Raw genomic sequence first — 15,284 nt, 5'->3', positions numbered from 1 at the left:
ATACGGTCTGCTGTACCGATGTGCCGGCGACCCGTCTGTGGCTTCGCCGGCACTGACCGACAGCGGTCCGTATCAGACCGGACGATCGCCCGCGCTCTCGAAGTTCCGTTGTCGTCTGTACTCCTCGACGAACGCCTCGACGTCGAACTCGGCGAGCTGGGACTGAAACTCCGTGACGGCAGTCTCGTCGTCGGCGTGGCTAACGGCGTGTTCCATCAGCTCGACGACGAGCTCGACGACCACCTCGTGGAGTCGGCGCGAATCGAAGTCGGCGATCCACAACAGGCCGTAGCCGACGGCACCATCCTCGGAGGCGTCGTAGGCCAGGACCTCCGCTGGGAACTCCTCCATGACGATCCCGAGCAGGTGTGGCGTACCGAACTCCTCGAGCTCGTCTGCCGGTTCGATCGTCTCGCGCAGTACCTCGACCATCGACTCCGGGAAGAACCGCGACGGTGGGTGGACGTCGAGGACGACCGCGTGACGGTCGCCGTTCGCACAGGTGTACTCGCGCATCCCGAGGTCGACGTCGTGGGGATCGACGGTCGCACCACAGGGAAGCTCGATCGTTCGTCCACCGTCGCCCGGAACGCGGGGTTCAGCCATCGCCTCGAGTTGGATCGGCGGGCCAATAAGGGCCGCGGCTAGCCGACGCGAGGGGACGCCTGCTCAGGGCCAGTCGTCGCGTTCGGGCTCGGTATTACTCGGTACCTCCGCTTCGTCGGCTGCGAGTTCCCACTCGGCTGCCTCGGCGGCGTCCTCGACGTCTAAATACTCCCACTCGAGGTCCTCGGCGAGAGCTTCGTCCTCGTCTCCCGCGCCGATGAAGACGTGACGTTCGGTGCTGAACTGGGCTTTGACCTTCGAGAGGCTCTCGCGTTTGCCGCGTGGACCCGAGAAGAAATCCTGTCGGACGCGATTCTCGCGCGTGAAGTTCGTGACCACGTAGGTCGGCTCCTCGGAGACGATGCCGACGTACTCAGACCAGCCGCGGGCGTCCTCGAAGACCCGTTCTGGGGACGCAACCTCTTTGAGTGCCTCGAGTTCGAACGCGAGTGTCATGTCGCTGCCGCCGTTCATACGGAAGCGGTGGCGGGGACGAGCCAAAACGGCTTCGATACCGCAAGTACCTGCATCAGGAGACGTCGATCCGGTAGTAGTCGGTGAAGACGATCACCTCACCGTCGACGAACGACGTCCCGTCGACGGCCGCAGACGGCGAGTCGGATGCGACGAGATCGTAGAACTGCTCCCGGGCCGACTCCTCGAGTTGGTCGACGTGTCGAACTCGGGCGGCGGCGGGCACCGAGTCGGTCCGTCGAATCGTCAGCGTTCGGGAAGCAGTGTCGATTGAGGACATTGGGCGTGGTACATACTAGCACGCGCAGACTTAACTCTTTTCGTGAGACGGTCGGCCAGCAGCTCCGGACGTTGCCACCGATGGCCGATACCGAGCGGTATCGGTGATCGAGAACGGCGACGCTACTGTTCCTGCGGGGGCGACGCGAGGTCGTCGAGGTCGATCTCGGGCTGGAGCAAGACCTCCTTCTGATCGGCGACGACGCGTCCGTCACGCATCAGCTGTTTGAGCGTACTCTGAGGCGAGAGGTCGCCGATGAGGACGCCGCCGACGACCTTGCCGTCTTTGAAGGCGATACGTCGCCACTCGGTATCCGAGTACTTGCGTTCGGCGTGGTCGTCGCCGAGCGTGGGATGGCCAAAGGAGAGAAACGGAAAGTCGAAGTGCGTGATCGAGTACGAGGAGACCCACTCGAACACCTCGGCTTCGTCGTCGGCGGCCATGTTGACCGCGGCGACTCGCCCCTGTTCTTTGGCCGATCCCCACGAGCCGTTCTGGGCGCGCTCGCCGAGCAAGACGTCGTGGAATCGCGTAATGTCGCCGGCGGCGTAGATGTCCTCGAGGTTGGTCTGCATGTACTCGTCGACGAGGATGCCGTTTTCCTCCTCGATGCCGGTGCCGTGGAGGTACTCGGTGTTGAACGTGAGTCCGATCGCGACGCCGGCCCAGTCACACTCGTACCGGTCGCCGTTGGGGTCGATTGCAGCGGTGACGTGGCCGTCGTCGTCGACCTCGAAGCGGTCGACACCGCTGTCGAAGACGGGCTCGACGCCTTTCTCGCGCATCCCTTCGTGCATAATCTCGGCACCGTCTTCCGAGAGAGCATAGCGCCACCAGCGGTCGCCACGCATCAGGTACTTCCCGGAGACGCCCTGTGCGCCACAGACCGCCGCGAAGTCGATTCCGAGCAGCCCCGCACCGACGATGGCGGCTTGTTCTGCGTTCTCTGCAGCTTCGCGGATCCGGCGAGCGTCCTCGAACGTCCAGAAGTGACGAACCCCGTCGGCGTCGCTGTTTGCCACCGGCAGCTGTGTCGGCGTCCCCCCGGTTGCGACCAGCAGCTTGTCGTAGGGAATCTGCTCGCCCTCGTGGGTGACGACGACCTTCCCGTCGACGTCGACGGTCGTGACGTGAGTAGAAAGCGAGAGATCGATATCCCGGTCCTCGTACCACTGCTCGTCGTGGATCGAGATGGGTGCTTCGGGGAGTTTTCCTTTCGCGTGTTCTTTGATCAGAATGCGATTGTACAGGGGCTCCCCCTCATCGGTAATGACGGTGATGTTCCCGTCCGGGTCCTCCTCCCGGAGCGTCTCGGCAGCCGAACTGCCAGAGATGCCGTCCCCGATGATGACGTACTCGGTCATGGCAGAACGTTCGCAACGCGGGTTAAAGTGGGTTGCTATCTCGCCGGTTGTAGTACGTTATGAGAACACACCACGTGAACACGATACCGTCACGAATCGGTAGTTTGGGCGGTCTTTCGAAAGAAATGATACGCCCGACACCACGACCGCCGTAGTCGTATCGCACGGCTCGATCCGACGTGGCCGGACGAACTCGAGAGCGTCGAGCCCGCCGCTTTCGAGCCCCGACGTTGGCACAGGGTCAGTCGCGGTCGAGACGAAACGCGATCTCATACGGACCGTTGTACGTCTGTCCCGGCGCAACCGCGACCGTTCTGCGGTTGCACCGGGACATCGGTACAGCAATCCGTATCAAAGAACGACGTCAGGAGCCGTTTGTCGCAGTAGATTCAGCCCGAGGACACACAACAGCACGATAACCGCGCGGTCGAACAGCGACTGGTCGAGCCCGAGACGACGCAGGACCGTCCCGAGGAGCAGTCCGCCGATCGAGGCGGTCGCGATGGCCGAGCCGAGCCACAGCCGGTACGGCGTCAACAGCCCAAGCGGATACATCATCACGAGCCGAAGCGACAGGATGATGGCGAGGACGATCGACAGCCCTCCGACGTAGCGTTCGATGTCCCGTTCGATCGTGTGCAGGTAGGCGGGGTGGACCGGACCCATGTTCGAGACGGCGATGAGAAACCCGTGGGAGAAGCCGACGACGCTGCTCACCACCGGGTGGTCGATCCCGTCGATCGTGACGAACCCGGTCAGAATCTCGTAGCCGACGTAGGCGACGAGTAAGACGCCGATGAGAAACGGGACGGCCGCTCCCAGCTCGATCGAAGCGAGAAGATACAGCCCGAGTACGGTACCGACGATCGCGAGGACGACGAGTGGCCAGTCCTCACGAACGTACGCCAGCCCGGTCCGGGTCTCGCCGATCTGAAAGATATTCATCATCCACGGCATCACCGCGAGGACGATGACGGCGACGGTCGGATCGATGATGATCGCGAAAATCGGCGTCGCCAGAAGCGACGCACCGAAGCCGACGACACCTTTCACGACCCCGGAAAGCGTCGCGACGAGCAACAACACGAGTAGCGTTCCGGCGCTGACTCCGCCGTCGATACCGGCGAGGACGTTATCGACGCCCGGAAACAGCACGATCGACAGCGCGACGACGGTTCCGGTCGCGGCGGTCATCGTGACCTCGCGATATCGCAACGAGAGCAGGTTCCGAACGAACCGCCTCGGATGAAGTGGAGCGTTGTCCATGTACGGAGTGTCGAACGCAAAGCGGCGGAACAGCTGTACAGAGATAGCCACGCGGCGTCGTAATCACTGTTACGGGCGACCGCGCTGGACCACGGTCCATCTCGAGGAGGTCACGGCAGGGAAGACAAAGATTTTTGCGCGACGGGGCGCGAAATCGCAACCAATGACCGGAGACGAGACACGCGAAGAATCCGGGGGCGGGGATCCGCGAGCTAACGGTGAGACAGCAGGAGCTGACGACGTCGCGCTCGATCCCTGGGGATCCTCGAGCGTCTCCGACTACCGCAAACTGTTCGAGGAGTTCGGCATCGAGGAGTTCGACGCCCTCCTCGAGGAGGTCCCGACTCCCCACTACCTGATGCGCCGGGGCGTCATCTTCGGCCACCGCGACTACCGACCCGTCGCCGAGGCGATGGCCAACGACGACCCCTTTGCTGCGCTCTCGGGGTTCATGCCCACCGGCGACCCCCACATCGGCCACAAGCTCGTCTTCGACGAGATCATCTGGCACCAGCAACAGGGCGGGGACGCCTACGCGTTGATCGCCGACCTCGAGGCCCACGCGGCCCGCGGGATGACCTGGGCGGAGATCGACGAACACGCCCGGGACTACCTGCTGTCGCTTCTGGCGCTTGGCTTTGACCCAGAGGAGGGGACGCTGTATCGCCAGTCCGCAAACCGCGAGCTGCAGGATCTGGCGTTCGAACTCGGCGCGGAGGCGAACTTCTCGGAGTTCCAGGCGATCTACGGCTTCGATGGCGAGACGGACGTCTCGCACATGCAGTCGGTCGTCACCCAGATGGCCGACATCCTCTATCCGCAGGTGGTCGACGAACCGAAGCCGACGGTGATCCCCGTCGGAGCCGACCAAGACCCCCACGTTCGGCTCGCTCGAGACCTGGCCGAACGGATGCGTTACTTTGGCGTAACAGAAGCATTTGCCAGTTTCGAGACTGAATCCGACGCCGAATCCCAACTGTTGGAATGGGCATACAGCAATCTCGAAGAATCTGCTCACTCACAGGGGCTCGAGTCAGAAGCTATCCGATGTGACCTCGCAGCAGAGTTACTGAGCAAGTATCGTTCCCGGCAGGCTGAATTACAAGAAAAGGTCCCACATGGAGCAGAAGCCCATGGATCACCCGAAGGGTCCGACGGTCTGTTCATCAAAGATGCGTTCCGCGACGATGACAACAATCTCAGACTTCCTGATCCATCGGCTGAAAGCGTATTTGACGATCTTTTCGCAGTTGAGACGTTCCCTCCAGAAGGTATCTCAACAAAAACCTTCGACTCACTCGTCACAAAACTTCGTAATTCAGGAAAAGAGCCACTTCAAATCCGACGTCGGTTCTTGAATCGAAACGCAACTGAAGAAGCGTTTTCAGCACTAATAGAAGCAATTCCCGGTAAGAAGCGAGTTTACGAGAATCATATCGATGCATTTGGAATGCATTATCAGGAAGCTAAAGAACTCGCCCGTGAAATTGAACTTGACCACGGCGGCTACGGCTTCCTGCCGCCGTCGTCGATCTACCACCGGTTCATGACTGGGCTGACTGGTGGGAAGATGTCCTCCTCGGAGCCGGCGAGTCACATCTCCCTGCTCGACGACCCCGACGAGGGCTACGACAAGGTGAAAGCGGCGACGACCGGCGGCCGAGAGACCGCCGCAAAACAGCGCGAACTCGGCGGGAAAGCAGACGAGTGTCCGGTCTACGAACTGTACGCCTACCTGCTTTCCGGCGACGACGACGAGTTCGCCAAACGCGTCTACGACGAGTGCGTCGGCGGCGAGCGCCTCTGTGGCGACTGCAAGGAACAGGCCGCCCAGCTCATGCGGGAGTTCCTCGCCGAACACCAGGAGAAACGCGAGGAGGTCGAAGACCTGCTCGAGAATACCGACATCGAGCTCGAGTCGTCGCGACGTCGATAAGTTCGATCCGCCGTTCTCATGCCGTTTTGTCTGACGGAAGACATAACCTTTCAGGTGGCAAACCGCCACACATGGATCGGTCCCGGGCGTCCGAGGACGTGCTCGTGTGTGCCGACGTACTCGGTGCATTCGGCGTCACGCCCGCCGACGTCGGGGGCGAGCGGACGACGCACTCGCTCGAGAACGAACTCGCCGCCAGGCTCGCAGACGCCCGAGACCGGACGGCGACGCTCCGGCAGTTGATCTGTCGGTCCGCCCGCGGTGTCGACGTCTCGGCACAGTACGCGACGGAGACGCTCGCGTCCGAACTGGCGGCGGCGTTCGAGGCGATGGAGTGGTCGCTGTCGGTGACCGAACGCGAGCGGGCGCTGGTGCTCGAGGCGAGCGGAGCGGCGGGAAAACGCCGTCGGGCGACGGTCGTCTACCCCGAGACGCCGCTCGGGACGGACAACCTCCCGGCGGTCCTCTACGGTATCACCGACGTCCTGCTCGAGGGGATCGACGCCCGGTTCGTCTTGCTCTCGTCGGGTCGGGATCGGTGGCGGGCAGCGCTGGTCGAGACCGACGACCTCACGGCGCTGCGAGAGCGCTACGGCGACCGGATCGAGGCGTTCGACCGACCGCTGTTGCCTGAGTACGACCTCGAGGCGTACGTCCCCACGGGTGACGGAGACGGCGAACCGTGGCCGGCGTGGGCGCTCGAGAACGACGGTTCGACGCCGGAGACGGCAGGGTCGCCGACCGACGGCCGAACGGCTGCAGACTCGGTCATCGAAGAGGCAGAACCCGACCGGACGAGAGCCGGCGACGCCGGGACCGGCGAGACGAACGGCTGGACGCTCGAGGGATCGATCGATCGAACGCACCGGGAAGGGGAGTCGTCGACGGAGCGCAACGATCGCACCGCGGCGGTCCCGCGAACGGACCGTCGAACCGACACCGAGGGGTTCGGCGAACTCTCGGGACCGACGACGACGGCTCGCGTCTCGAACGACGCGTTCGGCTCGGACGTCGACCCCTACGACGACGAGGAGCGCTACCTGGCGCTCGGAGCCGCCCTCGAGACGGGCGGAGCGGTCTCGGTGCGCGGGCTGCTCGAGGACGACGCGTTTCTCCCGGAGATTCCAGCCGCAGAGCCCGAGGAGACCCGCATCGAGTTCGAGGAGCCGTTCGATCCGGATGCGGTCTCGAGGGCGAGTGCCGTCGCCGAGGAGTCGGGATTCGAGTGGGTCGATGCGGGCTCGATGGAGACGACGCGGATCTCGAACGGGTAACGTCACGACTTTGCCGGCGGAAATCGATGTCACGGCTATGGAAGTCCACCACGTCACCGAAGACGCGGAGACGTTCACGTGTAACGTCTTTCTCGCGGTCGGCGAGCGAACGACGCTGGTCGACGCGGGCACGATGGACGGCATCGTCGAGGCGATCCGCGAGTACGTCGACGACGTCGATGCCGTCGTGCTCACCCACCAACACGGCGACCACGTCGAGCAACTCGAGGCCGTCTGCGAGGCGTTCGATCCCGACGTCTACGCCTACGCTCACCATCCTCGTCGAACCGACGTCCTCGAGGACGGCGAGGCGATCACGATCGGCGACGAGTCCTTCGAAGTCGTCTACACGCCGGGCCACGCCGACGACCACGTCTCGCTGGTGTCTGACACCACGCTGTTTTCCGGCGACGTGGTCGTCCACGACGACGGCGCGTTCGATTACGGCAGCTTCGGCCGGACCGACATGGCCGGCCAGTCCCGCGAGCGACTCATCGAGAGCATCGAGGAGCTGCTCGAGCGCATGCCCGCTGGCGTCGAACACATGTACGCGGGCCACGGCGGCGTCTTCCACGGGGACGTTCGCGACGTCGTCGAGACGGCTCTCGAGCGGGCCGAACGACGCGAGCCGAAGTATCCCGAGGAGTAACGCCCGCGAGTGAGCCTGCGAACGAGCGGCTTTTTGGTCCACGTTTTTTGGAGGAGGGTGAGCGAGCACCGCGAGCGAACCCGACGAGAAAAAAGTGGGTGTGAGACGGCTCTCGAGCGGGCCGAACGACGCGAGCCGAAGTATCCCGAGGAGTGACGCTGGTCAGTACACGTGCTCGTCTGCGAACTGCTCCGGCGTGATCACCCGGACCTCGTTGCGTTGGACGAGAACGTTCAGGTGTGATAGCGTGTCGGCGAGTCGTTCGCGGTCGTCGCTATCGATCCGATAGTACGCAAGCGTCGTGACGCCACCGTACTCCGCGGTTCTGTCGAGCACCGTCTCCGCTTGCGCGACCGACGGGTTGACGACCCGATTACAGAGGTGGGGGTGAACGGCGCGTCCCTGGCACGGATAGCGGCCGGCGAATGCAACGTCGTGGTGTTCCTCGACAGTCTCGAGTGAGATCTGGTCGTACGCACCGACGGGATACGAGAAGAACCTGGCACCGTCCTCGTAGCCGTGCTCTTCGAGCCACTCAATCGCGTTCGTGATCTCGCCTTCCGGCGTTCGCTCGCTAAGCGCGGTGAGGTTCTGTCCGTTTGCGCCGTTGCTGGCGATCGTCCAGCCGGCGTCGTGGAGGTCTGCGACCTGGTCCTCGGAGAGGCGGTTTTCGTGCCAGGCTTCGTCCTCGTGGATGCGAGCGGTCGGCACGAACGCGGTCGCGGGGAAATCGAAGGTCTCGAACAACGGCAACGCCGTGCTGTGATGACCTTCGTAGCCGCCGTCGAACTGGAGCATGACCAGCCCCGGTCGCTCCCGTGGAACGAAGTGCAGATCGTCGATCCACAGCCGGGCGGTCGTATCCTCGGCCGCGTCGAACGCGATCTGGATCTCCTCGATCTGGGACAGGTCGGGGTCGCCGTTGGTGTTCGAGATGCCGAAGTTGGTTCGCATGAACGGCATATCGGGCGCGACCTCACACATGACGTCGACCCGGTCACCGTCGTCGTCGTACAGCTGAATCGAGGGGTTCTCGACCGACTCGGCCATGACGGCGAGTCCGGCGTTCATGTTCGAGAGGTCCTCCGGCTCGTCGAGCTCGAGTGCGATGTTCGCCATCTGCTCGCCCTCGTCGATCTCGAGCACGGCGGACTGGGAGCCGGTGTAGTAGTTGTCCTCGTCGGCCGAGAGCGAGCCGACGATGACCTCCCACTGGTCTAAGTCCTCGAAGTCGTGGTACGTCTCCGGACCGACGTCGGTCTCCTCGTCGTCATCGTCATCGTCTTCCGGTTCGCGATCCGCCGAATCGTCGTCATCGTCGTCGACCGGTTCGTCGTCCGTCGGTTCGTCGTCCGGATCGCTGGAGTCGCCGATTCCCAGACATCCGGCGAGGGACAGTACACCTGCCGTCGCGAGATACGCACGTCGTCTCATTGTGCAACGTGATGACCGACCGACCCGTCGACACATTGTTAATTCTGTAGTACAGCGTCTGAACGTAACAGATACGCGAACGGTGTCTCGGCTGGCCTCGAATGCCGTGGAATCGGGATGGTAGCAACCTCGATAGAGGCGATCAGCCACGGCGTATCCACGTTTCGGCGGGGTTTCCGATCCGGAAGCGAACCGTTGCAGAGGTCCAAACGATCTCTCGTCGACACACCGGTCGATCGTCGTTCGTCACCGCGAGCGGGGACCGGAGCCGACCTCGAGGAGGGACGTCGCCGACGTCGGGACGACTGTATGGCTGACCAAAATGTGTTCATATTTTTACAGTATCGAGAGGGGACAGACGACGTAGGCAAGACGACGGGCGGTCAGGGACGGCCGTGTAAGTGCCTGTTACAGAACAGCTCCTGGAACACTCGTCGGTGACAGAATCTGTATCGAGGGCGTATGAACCGTTCTCGCTAGACGAGCACCTCGACCGGATACCCCGCGTCCTCGATCGCGTCGATGAGTTCCGCGACGTGGTCCGGGCCGCGGGTCTCGAGGTCGATCTCGACTTCGGTGTCGCTCATGCCGATGTCCCGTGACGTACGATCGTGCTGGATGGCGTAGATGTTCGCGCGATATCCCGAGAGGACGGCGAGCAAGTCCTCGAGCGCGCCGGGTCGATCCTCGAGGACGGTCCGGATCTTCAGGTAGCGGCCGGTCTCGACGAGTCCGCGGACGATGACGGTGGTGAGCGTGTTGAGATCGATGTTTCCGCCCGAGATGAGCGGGACGATCGTCTCGTCGGGTTCGAATTCGAAGTGCTCGAACAACAACGCGGCCAGTCCCACCGCACCGGCCCCTTCGACGAGCGTCTTCGAACGCTCGAGTAAGTAGACGACGGCCATGGCGATCTCGGAGTCGGGGACGGTGACGACCTCGTCGACGTACTCGGAGATGACCTCGAACGTCTGCGTGCCGATCGAGCGGGTAGCGATTCCGTCGGCGACGGTGTCGACGCCGTCTAAGGTGACGAGTTCACCCTTCTCGAGGGCGGCTGCGGCGCTTGCAGCCCCCTCGGCCTGAACGCCGATCACGCGGACGTCAGGACGTTTCTCCTTGATCGCGACGGCGATCCCGCTGATGAGGCCGCCGCCGCCGATCGGAACGATGACGGTCTCGACGTCGGGACAGTCCTCTAAGATCTCGAGACCGAGCGTTCCCTGCCCGGCCATCACGTACGGATCGTCGAAGGCGTGGACGTAGGTCCGGCCCTCCTCGCGTTCGATCTCGTGGGCGCGTTCGGCGGCTTCGTCGTAGTCGGCTCCCGAGAGGACGACGTCGCCGCCGTAGGATTGGGTCGCATTGACCTTCGAGATGGGGGCGTCTTCGGGCATGACGATCGTCGCGTCGACGCCCGTCCGAGACGCCGCAAGCGCGACGCCCTGGGCGTGGTTGCCGGCGCTTGCCGTGACGACCCCCGCGTCCTTTTCGGCCGCAGAGAGCGTCGCGATCCGGTTCGTCGCCCCGCGAATCTTGAACGCACCCGTCCGCTGGAAGTTCTCGAGTTTGAGATAGACGTCCGCGTCGGTCATCTTCGAGTAGGTGTACGAGTGTGCAAGCGGCGTATGCCGGGACGTCTCCCAGACCCGATCACGTGCCTCGAGAATATCCGAGAGCTGTAACATACGACGACCTACTGGCGAAGTTGTCGTAAGGATTGTGCTGTCTGTCGTCGAACAGCACGACAGGGACGACAGGGAATGCACGGCGTGTGACGTGCGGGTGTAGAGGAGTGCGCAGACCATATAAAGCTCATGGCCGCGTGGTGAAAGTGAAAGTGCAAGACGGGGCGGCGATCATCGGCCCGTCTGACGGACGACGGACAGTCGTCATTCGTCACGGCGAGACACATATCCCGGCCGACGTGACCGGTCTCACGCGCGGTCGTTGGCGCGTCGTACGACGACGCGCTCGCGCTCGAGGTAGGTCTGAACGCGGTCGCGAAACTGCCGCCCCGGCGGCCAGAAGACGGCGTCGGCGACCGCGAGCGCGTCGGGATCGCCGACGTAGACCCACGCCGTTCCGTCGTCGGCAACCGGAACCGCGACGCGGACGTACAGCCCCCGTTCGACGCCCTCGTAGGCGTCGAGCATCTCGATTCCCGCGGGATCGACCTCGAGCAGTCGTCCCTCGGCGGAGCCGCCGGGTGCGAGGGTTGGATACTCGCCGTCGACGCGGTGCAGTCCCTCGAGTGTCGCCGGGTTGGCGAACTCGTACTCGAGGTCGTCCGCCCCGTCAGCCAACACGGCTGCAACCCGGCCGGGGTCGGTGAGCGTCCCGTAGACGAACACGAACACACACGACGTGTTAGCCCGGCGAATCCTTGGTCCTGTCGCCGGGGCCGGCCAAGATTGGGATGAAGCGAAAGGTTGAGGGGACGAAACACGTGGTAACGGCACACAACACGTGCCATACGAAACCGTTACCGTCGAAACCGACGGCCACGTCGCAACGATCACGCTCGACCGACCCGAGGCGATGAACACGTTCAGCACGCAACTCGCGACGGACCTCGACGAGGCATTCGGCGACCTCGAGGCCGACGACGACGTCCGTGCGATCGTCGTCGACGGAGCCGGCGACGCGTTCTCGGCCGGAATCGACCTCTCAGAACACGCCGACCACGAGACGAAAGCCGACTACGAACAGTGGGTGTCGGGGATGGAAGAACCGTTCCTGACGCTCACCGAGATGGGGACGCCGGTTATCGCCGCGGCACACGGCCACGCCGCCGCGAACGGGCTCGGACTGGTCGCTGCCTGTGACCTCGCGGTGCTCGCGGAGGGGACGAAAGTCGGCGCAACCGCCCCAAAAGTCGGGCTGTTCTGTATGGGACCTGCGGTGCCGATCATGAACTCCGTCACCGAAACGCGATGTCTCGAGCTGTTGCTCACCGGCGATCTGATCGACGCCGAGACCGCCCTCGAGTGGGGGCTCGCGAACCGGGTCGTCCCCGAAGACGACCTCCGGGAGACGGCGATGGAGCTTGCGACGTCGATCGCCGAGAACAGCCCCGTCGCCGTCCAGCGGGGCAAGCGGGCCTACTACGCGATGGCAGGGATGAGATACGAGGACGCACTCGAGTACTCGAACGAACGGTTCGCCGAACTGTGTGCGACGGCGGACGCGGCCGAAGGGATCGAGGCGTTTCTCGAGGGTCGCGAGCCGGAATGGCCAGAGCAATAAACCCAAACGTCGTCGGCTTCGACCCGACAAAACGGTTCTATCGGTCCTCGAGGGAGACGAACTCCGTCTCCTCGGGGTCGGGACCGACGTAGCGAGCGCGCGGGCGGATCAGCCGGTTGTCGTCGTACTGCTCTAACACGTGGGCGATCCAGCCGCCGGCACGGCTCATCGCGAAGATCGGCGTATAGAGGTCGACGGGTATGCCCATCTGGTAGTACGTCGAGGCCGAGTAGAAGTCGACGTTCGGAGCCAGTCCCTTCTCTTCCATCAGGTGCTCTTCGATGGTGACGCTCATCTCGTACCAGCGCATATCGCCAGCGGCCTCGCCGAGCGCCTCCGAGCGCTGGCCGAGGATCTTCGCACGGGGGTCTTTGACGTTGTAGACGCGATGGCCGAAGCCGGGCACGCGACGACCCTCCTCCAAGGCGGTCTCGACCCACTCGAGTGGCTCCATGTCGCTGTCGTCGACCTCTTTGAGCATCCGCATGACGTCCTGGTTCGCGCCGCCGTGGAGACTCCCGGAGAGTGCACCGATCGCGCTCGTCGTCGCGGCGTGGACGTCGGCGAGTGTGCTCGCGGTGACCATCGCGGCGAACGTCGAGGCGTTCAGACCGTGGTCGACGTGGAGGACGAGCGCCTGGTCGAACGTCTCCGCCAGCACCTCGTCGGGCTCCTCGCCGTTGAGCATGTACAGGAAGTTCGCGGCGTGGCCGAGGTCCTCGCGAGGGGCGACGAACTCGTCGTCGTTGCGGGCGCGTTCGAACGCGGCGAGAGCGGTCGGAATCTTCGCCGTGATACGACGACCCTTCCGGAGGTTCGCCTCGCGGTCGGTCGGATCGGCGTCGGCGTCGGGATCGAACGCCGCCAGCTCGGAGACGACGGTCTGTAAGGCCGACATCGGGTTGGCGTCGGCGTCGGCGAGCGTCCGGACCGTCTCGAGGACGCCCTCGTCGAGCTCTCGTTCGTCGGCCATCGCCTCGGTGAACTCCTCGAGTTCGTCCTCGGCGGGAAGATGACCGTGCCAGAGCAAGTACAGCACTTCCTCGTAGCTCGCACCCTGGGCCAGGTCCTCGATCGTGTGACCGCGATAGATCAGTCGGCCTTCGTCGCCGTCGATCGAGCTGAGCTCGGATTCGGCGACCAGCACACCCTCTAGCCCTTTCTTGAGGTCGTCAGCCATGAGAGGAGTTTTCGCACGCCACTGGAAAAGGATTGTCTTTTTCCGTCCGGAACGAACCACTAGTTATAGACGATTGTCGTTATTCAAGCTCGTCACGTGGCGATTTTCACGGCAGTTCGCGTCAATCGTCGAACTCGACGGGCCACACAGCGGTCCAGCACACGGACTCGAGTACGTCCCCGGTAACGTTTTCTCGCGCCGGCACAATCCGGTTCGTATGGACGCGTCCCGCGAGGTCGAGTACCGTCCGGTCAGCGTCAAGGAGGTACTCTCGGAGATGAAAGACACCGCCGAGTTGCTCATCGACCTGTCGTACTCGGCCGTGTTGTTCGGCAGCGAAGACGTCGCGGCAGAAGTGCTCGAACTCGAAGAGCGGATGGACGTCCTCCAGTTGCAGGCTCGGATGAGTCTGCTAATGGCCGCCCGGACGACCGACGACGCAGAACAGCTCGCGCCGGTACTCGGCGTCGTCGGAGCCGCAGAGAAGATCTCCGACGCTGCCGGCGACATCGCGAAGATCGTCTTAGAGGAGATCGGTCTGCCGGATGCGATGCGAACAGCACTGCCCGAGGCCGTCGAATCGATCGTCCACGGGACCCTCGAGGCGGAGTCGCGCTTTGCCGACCGGACCCTCGGCGAGATCAACTTGGAGACGGAGACTGGCGTCCGGGTGATCGCCATCCGTCGCGGCGGGGACGGGGAGTGGCTCCTCAACCCCGATCTGGAGACCACCCTCGAGCCGGGCGATTCGCTTCTCATGCGCGGCTCCGAGGAGAACCTCGCGCCGGTCTACGAGACGGTCACCGGCACGCCGTACGAGACCCCCGAGCCAGTCGAGCCCGGCATCGCTGACCTGGAACGAGCAGTCGACGCCATCGTCCTCATGAAAAACATGAGCGAGCTCGCGGTCGACATCGCCTACGGCTCGGTGCTGTACGACAGCTCCGAACTCGCAGAGGAGGTGGCGGCCTTAGAGGCCGAGGTCGACCAGCTCGAGTCTCGCTTCGAGGCCTGGACGTTGCGTGCGGCCTCCCGCGTCGACGATCCGGTCGACCTGCGCGGGCTCGTCCACCTCGCGGAATCGACGGAGGTCATAAGTGACGCCGCCCTCGAGATCAGCGAAGGCGTCCTGCGTGGACTCGGTACCCATCCAGTCGTCGCCGAGGCGGTCCACGAGAGCGACGAGGTGATCGTCCGCTTTACCGTCGGCGAGGGAAGCAGTTTAGACGGCGCAACGCTCGGCGAACAGATGGTCCGGACCGAGACCGGCATGCGGGTCATCGCCGTCCGGCACCCTCGAGCCTCGGCCGACGAAGACGACGAGTGGGAGATCCAGCCTGGCCCCGAGACCGAACTCCACGCCAGCGACGTCCTGCTCGCGAAGGGGACCCGGAAAGGTTCCGACCGACTCGAGGAACTGGTCGTCTAACCGATCGAAACCGGGACTCCTCTCGGTTCTCATACTGTCGGTCATACCGACGTGAACACGGCTGGTGACAGAACGGCCAGACACACGTTCAACGGCCGGATCACCCGGACACCAGTTCACAGGTCCATGACCGACAGTATCAC

Annotated in this window: 14 protein-coding genes; 5 read left to right on the top strand and 9 right to left on the bottom strand. The window is 63.7% G+C overall.

Features of this window, described 5'->3' with window-relative positions; translation table 11 throughout:
- Positions 1–72: 72 nt before the first annotated feature.
- The 5 genes from QQ977_RS07930 to QQ977_RS07910 form a co-directional block, all read right to left on the bottom strand.
- Complete coding sequence (locus tag QQ977_RS07930) at positions 73–606, bottom strand: DUF5815 family protein (RefSeq protein WP_285928680.1); 534 nt, start codon at positions 604–606, stop codon at positions 73–75.
- A gap of 63 nt (positions 607–669) precedes the next feature.
- Positions 670–1,080, bottom strand: a complete 411-nt coding sequence (locus QQ977_RS07925; protein ID WP_285928679.1) for a DUF7124 domain-containing protein — start codon at positions 1,078–1,080, stop codon at positions 670–672.
- 55 nt (positions 1,081–1,135) lie between these two features.
- A complete protein-coding gene (locus tag QQ977_RS07920; RefSeq protein ID WP_285928678.1) occupies positions 1,136–1,360 on the bottom strand; it encodes a hypothetical protein in 225 nt (74 codons plus the stop codon).
- Between the two features lie 122 nt (positions 1,361–1,482).
- On the bottom strand, positions 1,483–2,724 hold the full coding sequence (locus tag QQ977_RS07915) for an NAD(P)/FAD-dependent oxidoreductase (protein ID WP_285928677.1): 1,242 nt from the start codon (positions 2,722–2,724) through the stop codon (positions 1,483–1,485).
- A gap of 351 nt (positions 2,725–3,075) precedes the next feature.
- On the bottom strand, positions 3,076–3,990 hold the full coding sequence (locus QQ977_RS07910; RefSeq protein ID WP_285928676.1) for a TSUP family transporter: 915 nt from the start codon (positions 3,988–3,990) through the stop codon (positions 3,076–3,078).
- Between the two features lie 163 nt (positions 3,991–4,153).
- Between QQ977_RS07910 and QQ977_RS07905 the strand changes: the two genes are divergently transcribed.
- From QQ977_RS07905 to QQ977_RS07895, 3 genes are all read left to right on the top strand, one after another.
- A complete protein-coding gene (locus tag QQ977_RS07905) occupies positions 4,154–5,926 on the top strand; it encodes a tryptophan--tRNA ligase (RefSeq protein WP_285928675.1) in 1,773 nt (590 codons plus the stop codon).
- 71 nt (positions 5,927–5,997) lie between these two features.
- Positions 5,998–7,200: a hypothetical protein gene (locus QQ977_RS07900; RefSeq protein WP_285928674.1), complete on the top strand. Its 1,203-nt coding sequence runs from the start codon at positions 5,998–6,000 to the stop codon at positions 7,198–7,200.
- 37 nt (positions 7,201–7,237) lie between these two features.
- The gene (locus tag QQ977_RS07895) at positions 7,238–7,849 is read left to right on the top strand and encodes an MBL fold metallo-hydrolase (protein WP_285928673.1); all 612 of its coding nucleotides are present in this window, start codon (positions 7,238–7,240) and stop codon (positions 7,847–7,849) included.
- Positions 7,850–8,011: 162 nt separating this feature from the next.
- Here QQ977_RS07895 and QQ977_RS07890 read toward each other — a convergent pair whose 3' ends face one another.
- The 3 genes from QQ977_RS07890 to QQ977_RS07880 all read right to left on the bottom strand — a co-directional run bounded on the left by QQ977_RS07890 (position 8,012) and on the right by QQ977_RS07880 (position 11,643).
- The gene (locus tag QQ977_RS07890) at positions 8,012–9,283 is read right to left on the bottom strand and encodes a polysaccharide deacetylase family protein (RefSeq protein WP_285928672.1); all 1,272 of its coding nucleotides are present in this window, start codon (positions 9,281–9,283) and stop codon (positions 8,012–8,014) included.
- Between the two features lie 476 nt (positions 9,284–9,759).
- Positions 9,760–10,971 (bottom strand): threonine ammonia-lyase, encoded by a 1,212-nt coding sequence (ilvA, locus tag QQ977_RS07885; protein ID WP_285928671.1) that lies wholly within the window; start codon positions 10,969–10,971, stop codon positions 9,760–9,762.
- A gap of 249 nt (positions 10,972–11,220) precedes the next feature.
- On the bottom strand, positions 11,221–11,643 hold the full coding sequence (locus tag QQ977_RS07880) for a gamma-glutamylcyclotransferase family protein (protein WP_285928670.1): 423 nt from the start codon (positions 11,641–11,643) through the stop codon (positions 11,221–11,223).
- Between the two features lie 109 nt (positions 11,644–11,752).
- Between QQ977_RS07880 and QQ977_RS07875 the strand changes: the two genes are divergently transcribed.
- On the top strand, positions 11,753–12,532 hold the full coding sequence (locus tag QQ977_RS07875; RefSeq protein ID WP_285928669.1) for an enoyl-CoA hydratase/isomerase family protein: 780 nt from the start codon (positions 11,753–11,755) through the stop codon (positions 12,530–12,532).
- Positions 12,533–12,569: 37 nt separating this feature from the next.
- Here QQ977_RS07875 and citZ read toward each other — a convergent pair whose 3' ends face one another.
- Positions 12,570–13,712 (bottom strand): citrate synthase, encoded by a 1,143-nt coding sequence (gene citZ / locus QQ977_RS07870; protein ID WP_285928668.1) that lies wholly within the window; start codon positions 13,710–13,712, stop codon positions 12,570–12,572.
- 217 nt (positions 13,713–13,929) lie between these two features.
- Between citZ and QQ977_RS07865 the strand changes: the two genes are divergently transcribed.
- Positions 13,930–15,141, top strand: coding sequence for a potassium channel family protein (locus tag QQ977_RS07865; RefSeq protein ID WP_285928667.1), 1,212 nt, complete (start codon positions 13,930–13,932; stop codon positions 15,139–15,141).
- Positions 15,142–15,284: the final 143 nt, after the last annotated feature.

Source organism: Natrialbaceae archaeon AArc-T1-2, assembly GCF_030273315.1.
GTDB lineage: Archaea > Halobacteriota > Halobacteria > Halobacteriales > Natrialbaceae > Tc-Br11-E2g1.
This window is presented reverse-complemented; position numbering and strand designations above follow the sequence as displayed.